At 55.7% G+C, this 17,428-nt stretch carries 10 protein-coding genes, 1 tRNA gene and 1 pseudogene; 3 read left to right on the top strand and 9 right to left on the bottom strand.

What is annotated here, in order from left to right; all coding sequences use genetic code 11:
* Window positions 1-121: 121 nt before the first annotated feature.
* The 4 genes from sufD to sufB all read right to left on the bottom strand — a co-directional run bounded on the left by sufD (window position 122) and on the right by sufB (window position 4,285).
* Complete coding sequence (gene sufD, locus JX360_RS01855; RefSeq protein WP_244348780.1) at window positions 122-1,426, bottom strand: Fe-S cluster assembly protein SufD; 1,305 nt, start codon at window positions 1,424-1,426, stop codon at window positions 122-124.
* A 15-nt stretch (window positions 1,427-1,441) separates the two neighbouring features.
* The gene (sufC, locus tag JX360_RS01850) at window positions 1,442-2,239 is read right to left on the bottom strand and encodes a Fe-S cluster assembly ATPase SufC (protein WP_244348779.1); all 798 of its coding nucleotides are present in this window, start codon (window positions 2,237-2,239) and stop codon (window positions 1,442-1,444) included.
* A 107-nt stretch (window positions 2,240-2,346) separates the two neighbouring features.
* Window positions 2,347-2,751 (bottom strand): large-conductance mechanosensitive channel protein MscL, encoded by a 405-nt coding sequence (gene mscL, locus JX360_RS01845; protein ID WP_244348778.1) that lies wholly within the window; start codon window positions 2,749-2,751, stop codon window positions 2,347-2,349.
* Window positions 2,752-2,848: 97 nt separating this feature from the next.
* A complete protein-coding gene (gene sufB, locus JX360_RS01840) occupies window positions 2,849-4,285 on the bottom strand; it encodes a Fe-S cluster assembly protein SufB (RefSeq protein ID WP_244348777.1) in 1,437 nt (478 codons plus the stop codon).
* 171 nt (window positions 4,286-4,456) lie between these two features.
* On the opposite strand from sufB, the gene sufR reads away from it, so the two are divergent.
* A complete protein-coding gene (sufR, locus tag JX360_RS01835; RefSeq protein ID WP_244348776.1) occupies window positions 4,457-5,149 on the top strand; it encodes an iron-sulfur cluster biosynthesis transcriptional regulator SufR in 693 nt (230 codons plus the stop codon).
* A gap of 45 nt (window positions 5,150-5,194) precedes the next feature.
* A pseudogene (locus JX360_RS17815) lies at window positions 5,195-5,478 on the top strand (MGH1-like glycoside hydrolase domain-containing protein); the annotation flags it as partial.
* Between the two features lie 169 nt (window positions 5,479-5,647).
* On the opposite strand, the gene JX360_RS01825 reads toward JX360_RS17815, so the two are convergent.
* The 3 genes from JX360_RS01825 to JX360_RS01815 form a co-directional block, all read right to left on the bottom strand.
* A tRNA-Thr gene (locus JX360_RS01825) sits at window positions 5,648-5,720 on the bottom strand.
* Between the two features lie 96 nt (window positions 5,721-5,816).
* Complete coding sequence (lnt, locus tag JX360_RS01820) at window positions 5,817-7,418, bottom strand: apolipoprotein N-acyltransferase (protein ID WP_244348775.1); 1,602 nt, start codon at window positions 7,416-7,418, stop codon at window positions 5,817-5,819.
* A gap of 145 nt (window positions 7,419-7,563) precedes the next feature.
* Window positions 7,564-8,208 carry a DUF305 domain-containing protein gene (locus JX360_RS01815; RefSeq protein ID WP_244348774.1) on the bottom strand — a complete coding sequence of 215 codons (645 nt, stop codon included), beginning with the start codon at window positions 8,206-8,208 and terminating at the stop codon, window positions 7,564-7,566.
* Window positions 8,209-8,333: 125 nt separating this feature from the next.
* On the opposite strand from JX360_RS01815, the gene upp reads away from it, so the two are divergent.
* A complete protein-coding gene (upp, locus tag JX360_RS01810; protein WP_244348773.1) occupies window positions 8,334-8,969 on the top strand; it encodes a uracil phosphoribosyltransferase in 636 nt (211 codons plus the stop codon).
* Window positions 8,970-8,995: 26 nt separating this feature from the next.
* Here the strand turns inward: upp and JX360_RS01805 are convergent, their stop codons facing one another.
* Together JX360_RS01805 and JX360_RS01800 are read right to left on the bottom strand one after the other, a co-directional pair.
* Window positions 8,996-14,713 carry a response regulator gene (locus tag JX360_RS01805; protein WP_244348772.1) on the bottom strand — a complete coding sequence of 1,906 codons (5,718 nt, stop codon included), beginning with the start codon at window positions 14,711-14,713 and terminating at the stop codon, window positions 8,996-8,998.
* A gap of 186 nt (window positions 14,714-14,899) precedes the next feature.
* Window positions 14,900-17,386, bottom strand: coding sequence for a methyl-accepting chemotaxis protein (locus JX360_RS01800; RefSeq protein WP_244348771.1), 2,487 nt, complete (start codon window positions 17,384-17,386; stop codon window positions 14,900-14,902).
* Window positions 17,387-17,428: the final 42 nt, after the last annotated feature.

The raw sequence follows: 17,428 nt of genomic DNA, 5'->3' as shown, positions 1-17,428 counted from the left end.
TTTCCAACCTAAGATTTGCAGCAAGGCGCAACCCCATAGCCTCCACAAGGAAAACTCCGAATCTCTAACCCGATAAGTCGAAAAGCTCTTGAGGGTAACGACGGTTTCGGGAAATCGCTCCTCAGCTGGGTAGGCTCAGTTGAGGCAGCTTCTGGGAAAGGGCGGCCAACGGGATCCCGGCCAAGACTTCCGCTGCAAAGGCATAGGTGAGCAGTTGTCGGGCTTGCTCCTGGGCGATTCCCCGGCTTTGCAGGTAAAAGATCTCTTCTGTTTCCAGTTGGCTGACGGTGGCCCCATGGGCACATTTAACGTTGTCGGCGAAGATCTCCAGTTGCGGTTGGGTATCGACCCGCGCTTTTGGGGACAGCAGCAGGTTGCGGTTGGACTGGGCAGCATCCGTCAGTTGGGCCGCCTGGCACACCAACACTCGCCCTCGGAATACGGCGTGAGCGGTCTCATCCACAATGCACTTGTGCAGTTGGCGGCTGCTGCCCTGGGGAACTTGGTGGACAAGGCGGGAGTGGGTATCGCTGTGCTGGGATCCCCGCAGCAAGGTCAGCCCTTTCAAGTCAGTATGAGCCTGGGATCCGATCTGGGTAATTTCTAGGTTGTGGCGGGAAAACTGGGATCCCCACTGGAGGGCGTGTTGCTGGTAGTGGCTATCGCGGCTCTGGCGAACGGCTGTTTTACTAATCTGAAAGGCTGCGGATCCCTGTCTTTGCAGAATCACATGGTGCAGGCGGGCATTGTCGGCCAGGTGGATCTCGGTGACGGCATTGCTAAAAGGGATCCCTGGCCCCAACGACACATGATCCTCAATGATTGTCAGGTGGCTATGGGCTTCTAGAGATACCCAACAACGGGGCTGGGTCAAAATTGGCTGGGTATCGGGTGCTAGGCTCAGAAACAGCACCTGTAATGGCGGCATACCCTCAAGGTTTTTGGGAACCCGAATGCTGACCACATCCCCCAACTGCGCCGTGTTCAGAGTCGTGAAAACATCTTCTGTGGCGATGGTTTGCAACTGGCTGGTCAACCAACCCGCCTCCGCCTGCCCCAGAGACTCAACCTGTACAGCTTCTGGCAAAGCACTCAAATCCGAAAGCTGAGGGGCAAAGTAGCCATTGACAAAAACCACACAACTGTGAGAGCTCTCCGGCCAAACGTAGGCTTCTACATCAGGGGGATGGAGAGATCCCAACGGGGTGCTCAACGGCGTACTGAGCTGAAAGTCATGGGCCAACAGCGGTGAGAGATCGCTGTATTTCCAGTCCTCGTCACGGGTGGTCGGGATCCCCAATTCCGCCAGTTGGGCACGGGCTTGGCCTCTAAGGGCGGCGTAAGGATCCTGCGGATCCGGCATCTGGGCCAGGAGGTGATCCAGGAATGGGCGGCCATGGAGTGGTTTTTGCAGGGTGGAGCTCATCACATTCTCTTTTGGTTACGGCGTTGGGGATCCCGCGATTGCCGGATCCTGATCCCGAATCCAGTCGTAGCCTCGCTCTTCCAGTTCCAGAGCTAGGGTCTTATCCCCACTGGTCACAATGCGGCCTCCCTCCATCACATGCACGTAATCGGGAGTGACATAGTCAAGCAACCGTTGGTAGTGGGTAATCAGCAACATGGCATTGTCGGGAGTGGCAAGATGATTGATGCCATTGGCTACTGTACGCAGGGCATCGATGTCCAAACCTGAGTCTGTCTCGTCCAAAATGGCTAGGGTCGGCTCCAAAATCGCCATTTGCAAAATCTCATTGCGCTTTTTCTCCCCGCCTGAGAACCCCTCATTCACCGAGCGATCCAAGAAGGCGGGATCCATTTTGACAATCCCCAACTTTTCTCGCACAAAATCATCAAAATCTAGAGCATCCAATTCCGGTTGATCCCGATACTTTTGTCGAGCGTTGTAGGCAATCCGTAAAAAATCAACATTGCTCACACCTGGAATTTCAACCGGGTATTGAAAAGCCAAAAATACACCCGCTCGCGCCCGCTCCTCAGGCTCCATCTCCAAGAGGTTTTGCCCCAAATACAGTATCTCGCCACCTGTGACGGTGTAATCGGGGTGACCAGCCAGAATTTTTGAGAAGGTGCTTTTGCCCGATCCGTTGGGTCCCATGATGGCGTGGATCTCGCCGGACTTAATTTCCAGATTGAGTCCCTTTAGGATAGGTTTTCCCTCAATCTCGGCTGTGAGATCCTGCACAGATAAAATCAAAGAACTGTTCTCGCTAATCATGGTTGGATTCCAAGGTTGATCACTAGGGCCTAGGGTTGTCAGCGCAAGGGATCCCTCAGCAACCTTAAGGTAGGTTTTGGGCCAGGGGATCCCCAATAGTTGTGGCTTTAACGGGATCCGCGACTGAGGATATCCCGAATCTCCGTGAGCAAGACCACTTCTGGCGGGGTCGGCGGAGGGACGGCGGGAGCTGCGTCTCTTTTTCGTTGCATGGAGTTGATCGTTTTCACCAGCAGGAAGATGGCAAAGGCGATGATGACAAAATCAAACACCGCCTGCAGAAAGCTGCCGTAGTTGATCATGACCGGAGCTTCAGGGGTACCCCCAATTCTCCAAACCAAATCTTGAAAGCTGACTCCACCGATCACCAGACCCAAAACTGGGGTAAACAAATCCGCCACAAAAGAGGAAACAACCCTACCGAAAGCACCTCCAATCACAACGCCAATGGCTATGTCTAAAACATTGCCTCGGTCAATGAATTGTTTGAACTCCTCTAGGAACCCTCTCATGAAAAACTCCTCGCACCTAGTGGGGATGAAAACCTTACCGATTATCTCACCCGCGGTAGCGGTACGGAGCACTTTTTCAGGGTAAGTCATGTCCATCTCAGCCAACGGATCCCTCTAGCTTCAAGCTCAGCAGACGATCAGCCTCGACGGCAAACTCCATCGGCAACTGGTTGAACACATCCTTACAAAAGCCGCTGATGATCATGGAAACAGCATCTTCCATGCTGATCCCACGGGATTGGAAATAGAACAACTGTTCTTCGCCAATTTTAGAGGTTGAAGCTTCGTGCTCCACCTTGGCGCTGTTGTTCTGCACCTGAATGTAGGGGAATGTATTGGCGCTGCATTGATCCCCGATCAACATGGAATCGCACTGAGAAAAATTGCGCGCTCCCTCCGCCTTTGGCCCCATTTTTACCAAGCCCCGGTAGCTATTTTTAGAATGCCCTGCCGAGATGCCTTTGGAAATGATCGTGCTGCGGGTGTTGCGACCAATGTGGATCATTTTGGTGCCGGTATCCGCTTGCTGGTAGTTGTTGGTTAGGGCAACGGAATAAAATTCACCGACAGAGTTTTCCCCCACCAATACACAACTGGGGTACTTCCAGGTAATGGCGGATCCCGTTTCCACTTGTGTCCAGGAAATTTTGGAATTCACACCCTGACAGAGACCGCGCTTGGTGACAAAGTTGTAGATGCCACCCTTGCCGTTCTCATCCCCTGCATACCAGTTCTGTACGGTAGAGTATTTAATTTCGGCATTGTCCATGGCGATCAATTCCACCACCGCCGCATGGAGCTGGTTGGTATCAAACATGGGGGCAGTACACCCTTCCAGGTAACTGACGGAGGATCCCTCCTCGGCGATGATCAAGGTACGCTCAAACTGACCCGATTCACCATTGTTAATGCGGAAATAGGTAGACAACTCCATCGGGCACTGTACCCCTTTGGGAATATAGACAAAGGAGCCATCGCTAAACACTGCGGAGTTCAAAGCGGCATAATAGTTGTCGGAAACCGGAACCACACTGCCCATGTATTTCTGTACCAAATCGGGATACTCTTTAAGGGCTTCGGAAATGGAGCAAAAGATCACCCCAACTTTGGCCAGTTTCTCCCGGAAGGTGGTGGCCACCGAAACGCTATCAAAAATGGCATCCACCGCCACATTGCTGAGCCGCTTCTGTTCCGACAGAGGGATCCCTAATTTCTCAAAGGTCTCCAGCAAAACGGGATCCACTTCGTCCAAGCTTTTTTTCTTCTCTTTCAGCTTGGGGGCAGAGTAGTAGACGATGTCTTGATAGTCGATGGGCGGATAGGTGACATTCGGCCAAGAGGGCTCGCTCATTTTCAACCATTGCCGATAGGCCCGCAGGCGAAAATCCAGCATAAAATCCGGCTCACCTTTTTTAGCCCAGATCAGCCGAATCACCTCCTCGCTCAACCCTTTACCAATGGAGTCGGAGGCAATATCGGTCACAAACCCGTACTTGTAGGGCTGATTAACCAGGGTGCGGACGCTAGTAGACATGGATTTCAACTCTTGAAGGGCGACGGGGAAAGGCGCGACTAAGGCACACCGGAGATTAAAGCAACAGGGTTGTTGTTTAACTCATCCTCAGGTTACTTTAGCAATGATCCTGTTGTCAAAGTAGGCAGGGGCTGTCCTGACAGCGGCAACCAATCAACCAGGGGGACGAGGGTGAACAGCGCACACAAGACCACTCAGCAGGCTTCCAGCAAGCAGGCCATCTTGGTTTATCTGCGCAAATCGGGCCAAGCCAATGCCCAAACTCTGGCGGAATACCTGCAAATTTCTCCACAAGCAATTCGACGCCACCTCAAAGATCTAGAAGCGGAAGGGTTAATCGCTCATCTTCCCCAACAGAACGGATTGGGTCGCCCACAGCATGTTTATCAGCTCAGCCCACTGGGAGAAGAGCAGTTTCCCGCCAGCTATGACGATTTTGCCCTTGGCCTCCTCAACACCTTGGCAGAAACCGTGGGATCTGAACAGATGGGATCCATTTTGCAGCACCAGTGGCAGCGCAAGGCACAGGAATACCAGTCTCAGCTTGGCTCCGGATCCCTGCGGGAACGGGTGGAGCGCTTGGTGGAGTTGCGCCAGTCGGAAGGCTATATGGCCGAGTACCATCCTTACTGCGGAGAACTGGCTGACCCGTCTGCAACAAAACCACCGGAGCAGTACATTTTAATTGAGCACAACTGTGCCATTGCCCAAATTGCCCAGACCTTTCCCAGTGTATGTGGATATGAACTGGAAATGTTTGCAGCGGCCTTGCCCGATTGCCAGGTGGAGCGCATCAACTGGCAGGTGAATGGGGAACATCAGTGTGGCTATCTCATCGCCAAACCCAGTTCTAAATCGGTTTAAGGAAGTTATGCGATGCTCCCAGCCAGAGTTGGGCTCAGCTTGGCCATGACAGCAGAAGAATTACGGATGGGATCGGGATCCCTTGAACCCTGGAAACGATAGAGCCCCTACCTGAGCGAGCGACAGTGGGCACGGTTCGAGAAGACTATAGCGAAATGGGGGATGCCTGGGATTATTTCAGCCATGATCAATCCTGCTCAAGAGTCTATCTATGGGGAGAGGATGGTCTGGTCGGAATCTCTGATGACCAACAATATCTCTGCTTTGCCTTAGCCTTTTGGAATGGTCGGGATCCTATCTTAAAGGAACGGCTGTTTGGCCTCACAAGCTATTGCTGAACTTTACCTGGTGGGTCAAGGTGGATTTAGTTCCCCGACGACCTGTTGATTGGAGTAGATCCGATTCCGATCCAGTATCCTCTTGCTTTGGATCTTCTGAAACCCTTGCACAGCCTAAAAAAATGCCGGTTGAGCGACTTTCGTGAAGGTGGGTTTCCAAAGCTGATGATCGGACTCGAACCGACGACCTGCTCATTACGAGTGAGCTGCTCTACCAACTGAGCTACATCAGCAGGATGTGCTGCAACCATTGAAAGGCTCAGAGAACCCGAGGCGCACTAAGTCTGGGGTTCTTGTCCTTCCCCTTAATTGAGCTTACCGATTCTATCTCATCCTCGCCTGGAACGGGATCCCCAACGCCAGCGCAACAATCCTAAAGACAGCGCCAGGGTTAGCCATGCCATCCAATCGCCGCTACGGCTGAAAAAGGTTTGCTCTGAGCGCCGCATCACCTCTCCCGTAATCACCCCTCGCTGAAAAATCGGCCCCGTTTGCTGTAGCCGACCAGAGGGATCCACCACCAGATTGCCGCCGGTATTGTTCACAAACACGACGCTACGCCGATTTTCAATGGCCCGGAAAACCGAAAGCTTACCGTGCAGCATCGGCCAGTGGCTATCGCCAAACCAGCTATCATCCGAAATCACGATCAAGGACTCTGCTCCGTTCCGAGTCAAGGTGCGGCTGGGAGCAGGCAACACACTCTCCAAACAAACCATCACCCCCAGCAGCCCGAAACGTTCTCCTCCCGCCAGAGGCCGATAGCCATCCGGGGAAGGCACATAGCGCCCCGACTCGAAGTAGGGAAAGATCCACTGCTTGCCGAACAAATCCAGCAAGTTGCCCTCTGCATCAAATAAGAGAGCAGTATTAAAAAAACGCTGTTGTTCCTCCGGGAGATGGGCTGTGCGGGGATCCGGCTCTGTCGCCCCCGTAATCAAAGCCCCTGTAGGCGGGAGGATCCCTTGCATCGGCTCGATTACATAAGGTTCTAGCCCAGTATTGAGCAATCGCGCCCGCAGCGCCCCTTCCGGCCAGATCACCAGCTCCGCTCCCTCTGCCACCGCCTGTGCAGACAGTTGATGCAGCTCCCGGTAGCGCTCCATACGATAGTCCCAGCTGCGATCCGCCTCTAACCAGGCCACCTGTTGCACTGCCCCCACCCGAAAATTGGGATCCCGATTGCCCGCAGCCAAAGCATCAAAATGGGCTAGACGCACCGCTCCATAGGCCAAGACCAGCCCACTCAACCCCAGCCCACAAGCGAAGGTAGGCCAGAAACGGGACTGGTCAACAACAGGAGATGCAGTAGAAGGGTTAGTCGGCCACAGCCGCCAGCCCTGCTCCACCAACTGCCAGAGCACCCCATTCACAAACACGGCAAAAAACGTAACCCCCCAAATCCCGGTCACATCGGCTATTTGGATCCCGAGGGGCCAGTCGAACAACAGGGATCCCCAATGAAAGGGAATCGGGGACCAGAGCAAGCCCAACAGTCCATCCAACCCTGTCCAGACCGTGGCGATGCCCAGCGGTCGCACCCAATCCGGCAGAGGCCGGCTGAGGTCAAGGCTAAGCAGCGTGGCAGTGGTGAAAAAGAGCGGAATCAGGGGAGCCACCACAAATCCACCGAGGATCTCCCAGGCACTGAGCACCTGGACGGAAAAGGGATCCACCCAAAAAGCATAGAGACAAACGCAGAACCAAAGGCCATAGGTCAAGCCCAGTCGCCGCCACCCTTGCTGTCGTTCGCAAAGATAAAACAGCGGTGCCAGTCCCAGCAGGGCTCCTGGAAACCAGTGCAACCAGCGATTGGGGGATCCCAGGCAGAGCAACCCAATTGCGATTGGGATCAGCCAGCGATCCGATCGCTTACGCTCTGTAGGCAGCAGTCTTTGCCCAGTTGGACGTTCTTGATCCAGCTTCATCATCTTCTCACCTGCTGCTCCATAGGTTGGGGCATGGAGGGTTATCCAGTAAGATCCCCGAGATCCCCACCAGTTCAGCAGCCCGATTGGGATCCCTTGGCTCAGTTTAGGGCTTGGTATCAGAGCTTGGTTGAACTAAAGCGTGCTTCTACTGGGGATACCACTGTTGTTGCCAGGCTCGCATTTGGTCAATCTCCGCCTGTTGGCTGGCCAAGATGGCTTCGGCCAGTTGTAAGATTTCGGGTCGCTGAGATTTCTGCAAAGCCTCCTCCGCCATGATCACAGCTCCTTCGTGGTGGAGGATCATCGCCTCCATAAACCGCAAGTCAAACTGGTCGTCGGCGGATCCCAAATCACTATCCATGCGCATATCGGAGAGCGTTTCCGGTGTCATGGCCATCATGTGCCCCATCTCCTCATGCCACATCAGCGGGTAACGGGGGGCCTCTGGGTACCAACTCAGCCGCCAAGCCTGCATTTGCTCAATTTCTTCGCTTTGAGCCGCCAAAATAGCCTCCGCCAACTGGCGAATTTCAGGCCGTTGGGATTTTTCCAATGCCTCTTTGGCCATGATCACAGCCCCCTCGTGGTGGGGAATCATCGCATCGATAAACCGCAAATCAAAGGATTCATCCGCAGGGCCCAAACTCATTGAGTGAGCTGCATGGACAGAGTGATCGGCAGTTTTCACATGGGAAGCTGATTCTGCTCGTAAACCGATTCCAATCCCTACAAATCCAAGGGCAACCAAACTGGTCAAGAGCCGTCCATGAGCAGTTTTGTACAGGGGCATAGGACATCTCCAATTGACAACAACCGACAACCCATCCTAAAGCTTCCAGTTGACTGGAGAGTCAAGCGCTTCTGCTATCCTGACATCCATCCCTCTCGGGATCCGTTTTCTCTAGGAGCACAGGCATGACCGGTCAGGTGATTACCATCGACCATCCCCTGGTGCAGCACAAACTCAGCCTCATGCGCCGCGTTGAGACCACCACCGCCGAATTTCGGGCCTTGATGCGGGAGATCAGCTTGCTGATGGCCTACGAAGTCACCCGTGATTTACCCCTGAAGCCGGAACCCATCCAAACCCCGATGGCCTCGATGTTGGCACCCATGTTGGCGGCGGAGAAAAAGTTGGTGCTCGTCTCGATTATGCGGGCCGGACAAGGGCTCCTAGAAGGGATGTTGGAGCTGATCCCGGCGGCACGGGTGGGTCATATCGGCCTATACCGGGATCCTCATACCTTGATTCCCATCGAGTACTACTTTAAGGTACCCACCGATATTGAGGATCGGGATGTGTTGGTGGTGGATCCGATGCTGGCCACAGGCCATTCGGCAACCGCAGCCGTTCTCCGTTTGCGCCAAACTTGCCCCAAGTCGATCCGCTTTGTCTGCTTGGTGGCTGCCCCTGAAGGGATCCAACACTTCCACGAGCAGCACCCCGATGTGCCGATCTACACGGCTGCTGTGGATGAAGGGCTGGATGAGCACGGCTATATTCTCCCCGGCTTAGGGGATGCCGGGGATCGCCTGTTCGGCACCCGTTGAGGTGGGTTTGCGGTTGGATCTCAAGCCTAGGACGCTGGACTGGGTGACAACAACTGTTCTCCCTCCAACATACGGGCGGCAGCACTGAGCAGCTCCTCTTCCAGGTAGGGCTTGGTGAAGTAAGCCGTTGCCCCTAATTCCCGCGCTGTTTGACGGTGCCGTTCGGCCCCCCGCGAGGTGAGCATGGCAATCGGCATATGCTTGAGGTTACTGTCTTCCCGCAGGCGGGTCAACAATTCCAATCCATCCATCCGCGGCATTTCGATGTCACAGAAGATTAGGTCGCAGGGCAAACCACCCCGCAGTTTTTCCCAGGCATCCTGGCCATCGCGGGCTTGCTCCACCCGGTAGCCCACCTTCTGGAAGGACATCGAGAGCAACTCTCGCACGGTGATCGAGTCATCCACAATCAGCACCGTGGTTTGATGCACTTCTTCCGGTGTTGGTTCATCGCCCCGGTGATCCAGCCAGAAGCGGTTCAGATCCCGACGGCGACCATGAGCCATATCCACCAGCTCGATGATGTCAGCAATCGGCAACACTCGCCCGTTCCCCAACACCGTTGCCCCGGAAATGCCCGGCGGCTTGGCTACTGGCCCCCGCAACTGCTTGATGACAATTTCCTGCTCTTCCACAAAGCTATCCACTTGCAGGGCGACGTACTGGCCAGCACTTTGCAGAATGACAATCGGGATGATGCCCTCATCCTGGCTGATGCTGTAAACCTCAGAACGGCTGCGGTTGTGGCTGCGACTGTAGGTCAACAATTGCGAAAGGGGTTGGAAATGCAGGCGCTGATCCCGCCAGGGAATAGAAGGCCGCCCCTGCTCATCCATTTGCACTTCGTCAGCAGGAATATCCAGCATCTCTTCCACACCATCAAGGGGGAAAGCTATCAGAGCTTTGTCGCTAACACACACCATCGCCTTAGAAATGCTCAGGGTCAGGGGCAGGCGAATGGTAAAGGTGGTGCCTTTGCCGCGCACAGAATCCACTTGAATGCTGCCGCGCAGTTCGCTAATGTTGCGGCGTACCACATCCAACCCCACACCCCGTCCGGCCAGATCGTCCACCTCCCCCTCGTCACGGACACTAAAGCCGGGGTTGAAGAGGACGTTGAACACCTCGTCTTCATCCGCTTGCTCCGACAGAAGCCCCAGCCGCTGGGCTTTGGTTCTCACTTTTTCCACCGGGATCCCAGCGCCATCATCGGAGACAACCATAATGGTCTGGTTGCCCTGGTAGAAGGCTTTGATGGTGATCTTGCCTTCTGGTGATTTACCGGCCCGACGACGTTCCTCAGGAGGTTCGATCCCATGCACGAGGGCGTTGTTCACCAGGTGGGTCATCGGGTCATACAGCTCTTCCAAAATCGCTTTGTCAATTAGGGTGTCACGCCCATCCACCACCAAATTCGCCTGCTTACCGGTTTTGACGCAGAGATCCCGAATGGCACGGGGCAGTCGGTCGGCAATTTGCGAGAAAGGCACCATGCGTGCCCGGTTCAGGCCCTCCTGTAGCTGAGTGGTCACCTGACGGAACTGCCGCGTGATCTGCTCTGCCTCGTCCACCGCAAACTCAATATCCGAAGAAGACTCCCGCACCCGCACGATTAATTCGATAATTTCTTGGGCCAAGGCATGGAAGGCGGTGAACTGATCCATCTCCAACTTGTCGAAATCTTGGCCTGAGGAGTGTCCTCTACCGGATCGGCCTGGCCTGTCTTCTCCATAGCGACCGGAGCCAACGGTAACGGCGCCGCTGTAGGTGGAGCTACGGCTGGAAAACAAAGCCGATTCCAACAACGAGCGGTCGTATTGATCCCGCATCTGCTGGCCCAAATCCCCAAGCTGCTGTACCCGACCCAAAAGACCATCCAGAAACTGGCGCAGACGGGTTTGGTTTTGCTCCATGCTGTTGCGGTTAACCACCAGTTCTCCCACCAAGTTGTTGATGGAGTCGAGGTGGCGCACTTCTACCCGCATCACCGGGTTATTAAAGGCAGAGGTTCGTCGAGTGCTAGGGGCTATTGGGGTTGGTGCGGTAACCGGAGCAGCAACGGTGGGAGTTGGTACCGATGGGGTAACCGGCACTTTGGCAGGCGTGTCCAAGTCTCCCAGTAGAGATTCCAGTTGCGCCTCGAAATCACTCCCGACATCACCGGTGACAACAGGTTCTGGGGTAGGAGCAGTCTCCTCAAGGGTGGCTGTTGGCTCTCCTTCATCGAAGAGGGCGGCCAAATCCTCCAAGCGGGGGCCGGAATCTAAGGTCTCTGTCTCTACTTCTTCCGCCAGGCTAGGCTGGCTGGCAAAGAAGTCATCTTCGGCAAAGAGTCCAGCCAACTGACTGTCCAAATCCACTTCTGCTGGGCTGTTCATCGCTTCGCCAAAGCCCGTAAGGGTCTCTTCTTCAGCGAAGAACTGACTCAATTCGTCCAGATCAACTTGTCCGTCCCCATCTGCATCCATGGCCGAGAGGGAGCGATTGGCTTCCAGATTTAAGCCCTCCGTCTCGGACTCGTCCGTAAAGAGGGCGTCAAGGCGGTCAAAAGAGGCTTCGGTAGAGGCGGCAATGCCTCCCAAATCGGTGGATTGGGGTTCTACAGACAGGTCTTCTTGAGTCGGGAAGATCTCCTCCAGCAGACCCCAATCTGCATCCGCGTTGGCTGGTTCGGGAACTTCTACTGCCGGGGATTCGGGTTCGTTCCCAGCCCAAGCCTCAGGCTGTTCTGACCGTTCTGACGGAGGCAGCTCGAGAGCCGTCTCTGGGCTCAGGGGCTCCTCTAGGTCATCACTGGAGAAGAGATCTCCAAAACTAAGTTCCGCTTCCGTGTCTGCTATGGACGGTAGCGGCGTTGAGTCCTCTGTCGGGACAAAGGCGGCTGTTTCAAATTCAACGGAAGAGTCAATGGGTGCTTCTGTCCACAGGCTGTCTGGGGCTGCAGCAAACTCATCCAGGCTGGGGAAAGGCTCATCGGCCAGGAAGTCCCCAACTTCGGCTGACTCCGCCGATTCTGGCGTGACGAATAGAGAATCGACTTCCCCTGCAGGTGTGGCAAAGAGACTCTCTAGACTCTCCTCTTCAGCATTGAAGACTAGGGCATTGGAGGACTCCGGCTCTTCTTGGGATCCCGTCTCTGCCGGTTGTGAGAAGTCAGAGGCCAAATCCCCCCAATCGGCTAGATCGGCAGGGGGAGAAACATCATCCAGCTCCAGAGGAGGCTCGGCCAAAGCGTCTACGGCAGCATTTTCAAGATCTGATTCCAGATCTGAGGTCTCTGAGGGCTCTGTCCCCCAAAGCTCGGCTCCAAACTCTGGAAATTCAAAACCGGTTGGTTCCGAATCCAACAGATTTGTCTCTTCAGCCGCACCTTCTGGAGTAGGTTCCACGGACTCTGACAGCAGATCCCCCAGGGATCCGGCATTGGCGTCCTCGGCTACAGGGGTGAAACCGGACACCTCACCCATCCACAGGTCAAAAGCTTCTTCCAGTGCGGCTTCTTCGACGGATCCTTCGGGAACGGGTTCAGCGGGGGGCGTTGGCTCAGAATAGGTGAGAAAATCCAGTGCCGACGGGGAAGAGTCCTCAGCAGGGGGGTCTGGCCAAGTGGATACCGTCTCAACCTCGGGCGACGGGGACAGATCCCAAGACGAACTGGGCTCCCCAGCCCACTCCAGCTCGGTGGGTTCCGCCGGTAAAGACTGCGCCACCGCTTCATCCATCACTTCTGCAAACAGATCCACCAAATCCCCTTCTGCTTTCACCTCCTCCAGCCGTTGGCTTAGATCCTCCAGATCTTCTGGGATGGGCTCGGGGGAGGGAGCGAGCAGATCCAGCGGGGGTGCTTCGATACCCGATAGTTCCTCGGCATTGGCAAACAGGTCATCAAAGGCGGTAGAGGCTTCTTCTTCCAGAGTCAAGGGGGTGGGGTCAAAGCCTTCTAAGGCAGCGGCTAGGCTAGCCTCCAGAACCCGTTCTTCGACTAAGCTGGCTTCTGGTTCACTAGCCAGTTCGGGTGGGGTTGTGCCCAACCCAGAATCCAAGGAGGGCTCCCAATTCCCCCACGGATCCTCAGCCGCCGCAGGGGCAGAGACTTCCGGATCCCATCCGTCGCCAGTTCCAGCCGCATCCGACCAGCTCAGATCCAGTTCTGCTTCTCCCCCCATTTCTGGGATGAACAGGTTGTCTGCGGCAGCGTCTTCTTCCAAAGTCCACTCCGACTCTGCAGCAGAAGGGGGTTCCGCCAACAAGTCCCAAGCGGCTTCTGCACTCTCGGTTTCCGCTAATCCACTCTCTCCGACCCAATCCCATTCGGAGGATCCCTGCGACAAGTCGCCGCCAGCAGGAACGGGAGTATCAAGGGCCTCCTCCGGTCGAGGCTCAGGTTCCCAGCTCAAGTCAGGGCTGAAACTATCTTCTGGGGGGATCCCGGCAGCCGCTGCCCAATCCTCCGGTGTACCGATGCTGTCGGGTTCTGGGAGGAGAGGCTCTGGCTCTGCTGTGGCTTCAGGCTCAGGCTCCCAGGTGAGACCAAGGTCGAAGGCTGCAAGGCCTTCTGGCTCCTCAGGGACTACCGGAACAGGACGGAAGGCCAATAGCTCAGCGGAAGGCTCAATGCTGCTTGCCGCACCCCTTGCCAGCGCTTGATGGGCCTGCTTGAGATCCCGCAACACCGGCAGAGCTAGCTGGCGCAGATCCTGTCCGGGATCCGCCAAAATTTCACCAATCAAGCCCGTTAGAGATGTCCATCCCCCCATATCTACGGCTGAGGACTGTCCCAGATTGTGCAAAGATTGCGTCAAGGCTTGCAGTGCCGGGCGGGTTGCCGGGTCGTCGGGCCGTTTGAACCAATCCAACATCTGGCGCAGCAAAGGTGGGATCTGCTGTTGCACCAGTACCTCTAGGGGATCCAGTGGGGCGCTGGGGGCTGCGGGTTGGGCCAGCTGTCGCAATTCTGCAGAAGCCGCCACTTGTTCAGGCTTGCCTTCTAAAATCAATTGCTGCCCCTGCTTCAAGTCCCGTAGAGCAACCAAGGCCAAATTGCGCAGATCCGTGTCGGGGTTTTGGATGGCTTGCCCCACTGTTTCTGTGAGCTGCTGCCAGCTGGAGAGGGCATGGGTCTGGCCAATCTCGGCCAAGGCCCTGTTCACTTGAGCCAAGCGCTCGCGTATACCAGGCTGATCCCGCTGTTTGAACAGATCCAACATCTGCCGCAACAGTTGGGGCACCACCTCGGTCATGTCCTGTTGGGGAGTACGGGCTGCCGCTGGGGCTACAGGAGCCGGGATCCGGGGAGGAGGGCTAGGAACGGATCCCTCGCCGAGGAGGTTTTGAATGTGCTTTTCGGTTTCCTGAAAAACAGGCTCCAACTCCGCCAAGGTTGCATTGCCCACTTCTTCAGTCAGGCCCCGCGGGCTTTGCAGCTCCTCTAAAAGCATCGACAGGCTATCAAAAGCCCGCAACAATAGGGTTTCCAGGTGCTGATCCACCGGCACTCCACCCGGATGAGAGCGAAAGATGTTGAAAAAATCCTCCATACGGTGGGCCGTCCGCTGGATGCTGGTGAGGCCGAGCATGGCGGATCCCCCTTTGATAGAGTGGGCCGCTCGAAACAGCTCGTTGATCAGCTCCGGGTCGTTCATGCTATCCCGTAGGCTGAGGAGCACTTGTTCGATCGTTGCCAGGTGATCGCGGGCTTCTTCAATGAAATAACTTAGGATCCGCTTCTGTGCTTCTTCGTTCATGACAGGAGGCCCTTCCTACAGCCCACAAGTATTAATCAGTAGTAACAGATCAGACAGGTTGAAGCTCGCCTATGCGGAGACTCTCGTTACAAGTTGCAACAGGGATCCCGCTGAAATGAAGAGGAATGACTCCTCCTTAGCATAAGGATCCTTTTCCCTAGAATGCCCTCAAAAAGGTAGATTTGCTCATTCATCTCCAACCCGGAACCGACCCACCGAAGTTTGCAGCTCACGGGCGATACTCACCAACTGTTGTAGCGAAGCGGCCACCTTCTGAGACTCCTTCGAGGTCTCGTTAGCAGTCAGCTCCACCGACTGCATCACCTGGGCCACTGAGCGGGAGGTTTCCGTCTGTTGCACAGTGGCCTGAGAAATTGCCCGCACCAACCCATCGATTTGCCGACTGACGCCGATAATCTCATCCAAGCTGTTCTTGGCTTGCTCAGCCCGTCGTGTACCTTCGATCACCAGCTGGGTTCCTTCCTCCATAGCGGTCATCACGTTGCTGGTTTCTGACTGGATCTGCAACACAATCTGCTCGATCTCTTTCGAGGCTTTGGCAGCTCGGTCGGCCAGTTGGCGCACCTCATCCGCCACGATAGCAAAGCCCCGCCCCGATTCCCCGGCTCGGGCAGCCTCAATACTGGCGTTCAAGGCGAGCAAGTTGGTGCGAGAGGCAATTTGCGAAATCAAGGCGACGATTTTGGAAATTTCTTGGGAGGATTCCGCCAGGCGCTTTACCTTACGGGTGGTTTCCGCCACCGTTTCACGGATCTCCAAGATGCCACTCACGGTGCGATCCACTGCTTCTCCCCCTCGGGAGGCCGCTTCTGTTGCCTGTGCGGTCACATTGGCTGCCTCTTGGGCATTGCTAGCCACCTCTTGAATAGAATCCGTCATCACTTGAATGGAGTTAAGGGAGGTGGAAATATCCTCCGCCTGGCGCAAAGCATCCGCAGAAAGACTGCGAGCAAAGTCCTCATTTTGAAGAGCAGCATCATTCACGGCGATGGCAGCGCGTTTTACCTGGCTAACAATGTCTCGCAGGCTACGGATGGTCAAGTTAAAGGAGTCCGCTACGGCTCCAAGCACATCAGCAGTCACTTCCGCTCGCACCGTGAGGTCACCTCGAGCTGCCCCTTCCACATCGTCCAACAGACGAATCACCTGACGTTGGAGATCTTCTTTGGCTTGTCCCTGCTCGGTAGCCCGTTGGTTCAACTCCGTGAAGTTGGCTTCAATAGCACTCACCATTTGGTTGAAGCTGTTGGCTAGGCGACCCAACTCATCGTTGGCACCGGCAGTGGCTCGTACCGAATAATTCCCCTGGGCCAAAGCGGCAAAGTGGCTGGCCAATTCATTGGTGCTGGAGCGAATTTGCTTGGCATTGTTAGCGCCGAGCAGTACCCCTGCCCCTGTACCGATCACTCCACCCCCAATCACGCCTCCAATCAGGCGAGCACCCCCATTGGCCGGGATCCCGAGGCCGATGACCAACCCAGCGGCCAAGCTGACAGCCCCTTGAATCAGGGCCATGGCCAACTGTTGATCGGCAATCGGTCGATTGGAGAGGCCAGAGAATACCCCGCCTGCCTTGGCCGTCGGAACTGGCATGGAGGAAGTGGGTGTCCGGGGTTGCGAACCGGAGGCCATCCCCACACTCACCCCCGCCATCGAGGTCATACCGCTGGCTTCGCCTTCATCCCTGTAGAAGGCATCCATCTGCTCACCGCCGTCCATATCGGCAATCTCTCGATCCAGGCTGTCGAGCTCGTCGATGTCAAATAAGGTGGGGCCAGGGCTGGCGGTGTCTTCCTCGGGGGCCGGGATCGGCTCGCTCATCGGGGCGGCCAATTCGGTGGGTAGGCTTTCTTCTGGGGATCCCTCATCTGCAAAAGCAGGTAGCGAGAAACCCATCTCATCTGGAAAATCTTCGCTGCCGGCCACCTGAGTGATGGAGTCACTCTCCATCGCTTCCAGGGGTTCTTGATCAAAGTCGTTCAGGAAGGCAAAATCGTCATCAACAATCTGGTCTTCTGGACTCACCACAATCGGCGGTGTCAATAGGGGCTTTGGCTCAGAAGCTTCGCTGAAGGGATCCGGCATCTGTAGCCCAGTCTCGAAGGGATCCTCAAAGCTTCCCCCCTGCCCACCAGCGAACTCATCGCTCTCCATTGGGAAGGGATCCGCTGCAAAGGGGTCGGCAAAGGGATCTGGCACAGAAAAGTCCTCCGATTCCGCTTCCATCGTCTCAAACTGCGGAAAGGGATCCGCTTCTGGAAACCCATTCGGATCAAGGTCAAAGCCCTCTGGATCGGAAAAGGGATCGGACGTGGGGAAATTCTCCTCCTGAAAGCCCTCCACTTCTTCCCCTGGGTAGGGCATATCCGCCAATTCCGGTGCCATTTGCAACAGCTCCTCCAAGCCTTTTTGGGCCGACTGCAACTCATCCGGGCTGCTGGAGGTTTGCAGGATGGTGTCGTAGGTGTGACGGGCTTCTCGCAACTGGCCCGCTTGTCTTTGCGCAGAAGCCAGCAACAGCTTGACAGCAGTATCTTGCGGCTGAGCAGCGACCACCTGGTTGAACAACCGCACCGCCTGGACGTAGTCTCCTTGCCAAAATGCGGCCACCGCATCGGTGTAGTCTCTTTGATTGTTCGCGCTCGAAACCATGGATCCTCCCTTCACTGCTTCGTTACCTCTGTTCGCGCACTA

Source organism: Thermostichus vulcanus str. 'Rupite', assembly GCF_022848905.1.
In the GTDB taxonomy this organism is placed as follows: Bacteria; Cyanobacteriota; Cyanobacteriia; order Thermostichales; family Thermostichaceae; genus Thermostichus; species Thermostichus vulcanus_A.
This window is presented reverse-complemented; position numbering and strand designations above follow the sequence as displayed.

Excerpts from the sequence above, each read along its gene's own strand:
- JX360_RS01805 (WP_244348772.1), bottom strand. The coding sequence starts at position 14,713 with ATGAACGAAGAAGCACAGAAGCGGATCCTAAGTTATTTCATTGAAGAA.
- JX360_RS01815 (WP_244348774.1), bottom strand. The coding sequence starts at position 8,208 with ATGCCCCTGTACAAAACTGCTCATGGACGGCTCTTGACCAGTTTGGTT.
- upp (WP_244348773.1), top strand. The coding sequence starts at position 8,334 with ATGACCGGTCAGGTGATTACCATCGACCATCCCCTGGTGCAGCACAAA.
- sufD (WP_244348780.1), bottom strand. The coding sequence starts at position 1,426 with ATGAGCTCCACCCTGCAAAAACCACTCCATGGCCGCCCATTCCTGGAT.
- lnt (WP_244348775.1), bottom strand. The coding sequence starts at position 7,418 with ATGATGAAGCTGGATCAAGAACGTCCAACTGGGCAAAGACTGCTGCCT.
- JX360_RS01800 (WP_244348771.1), bottom strand. The coding sequence starts at position 17,386 with ATGGTTTCGAGCGCGAACAATCAAAGAGACTACACCGATGCGGTGGCC.
- mscL (WP_244348778.1), bottom strand. The coding sequence starts at position 2,751 with ATGAGAGGGTTCCTAGAGGAGTTCAAACAATTCATTGACCGAGGCAAT.
- sufB (WP_244348777.1), bottom strand. The coding sequence starts at position 4,285 with ATGTCTACTAGCGTCCGCACCCTGGTTAATCAGCCCTACAAGTACGGG.
- sufC (WP_244348779.1), bottom strand. The coding sequence starts at position 2,239 with ATGATTAGCGAGAACAGTTCTTTGATTTTATCTGTGCAGGATCTCACA.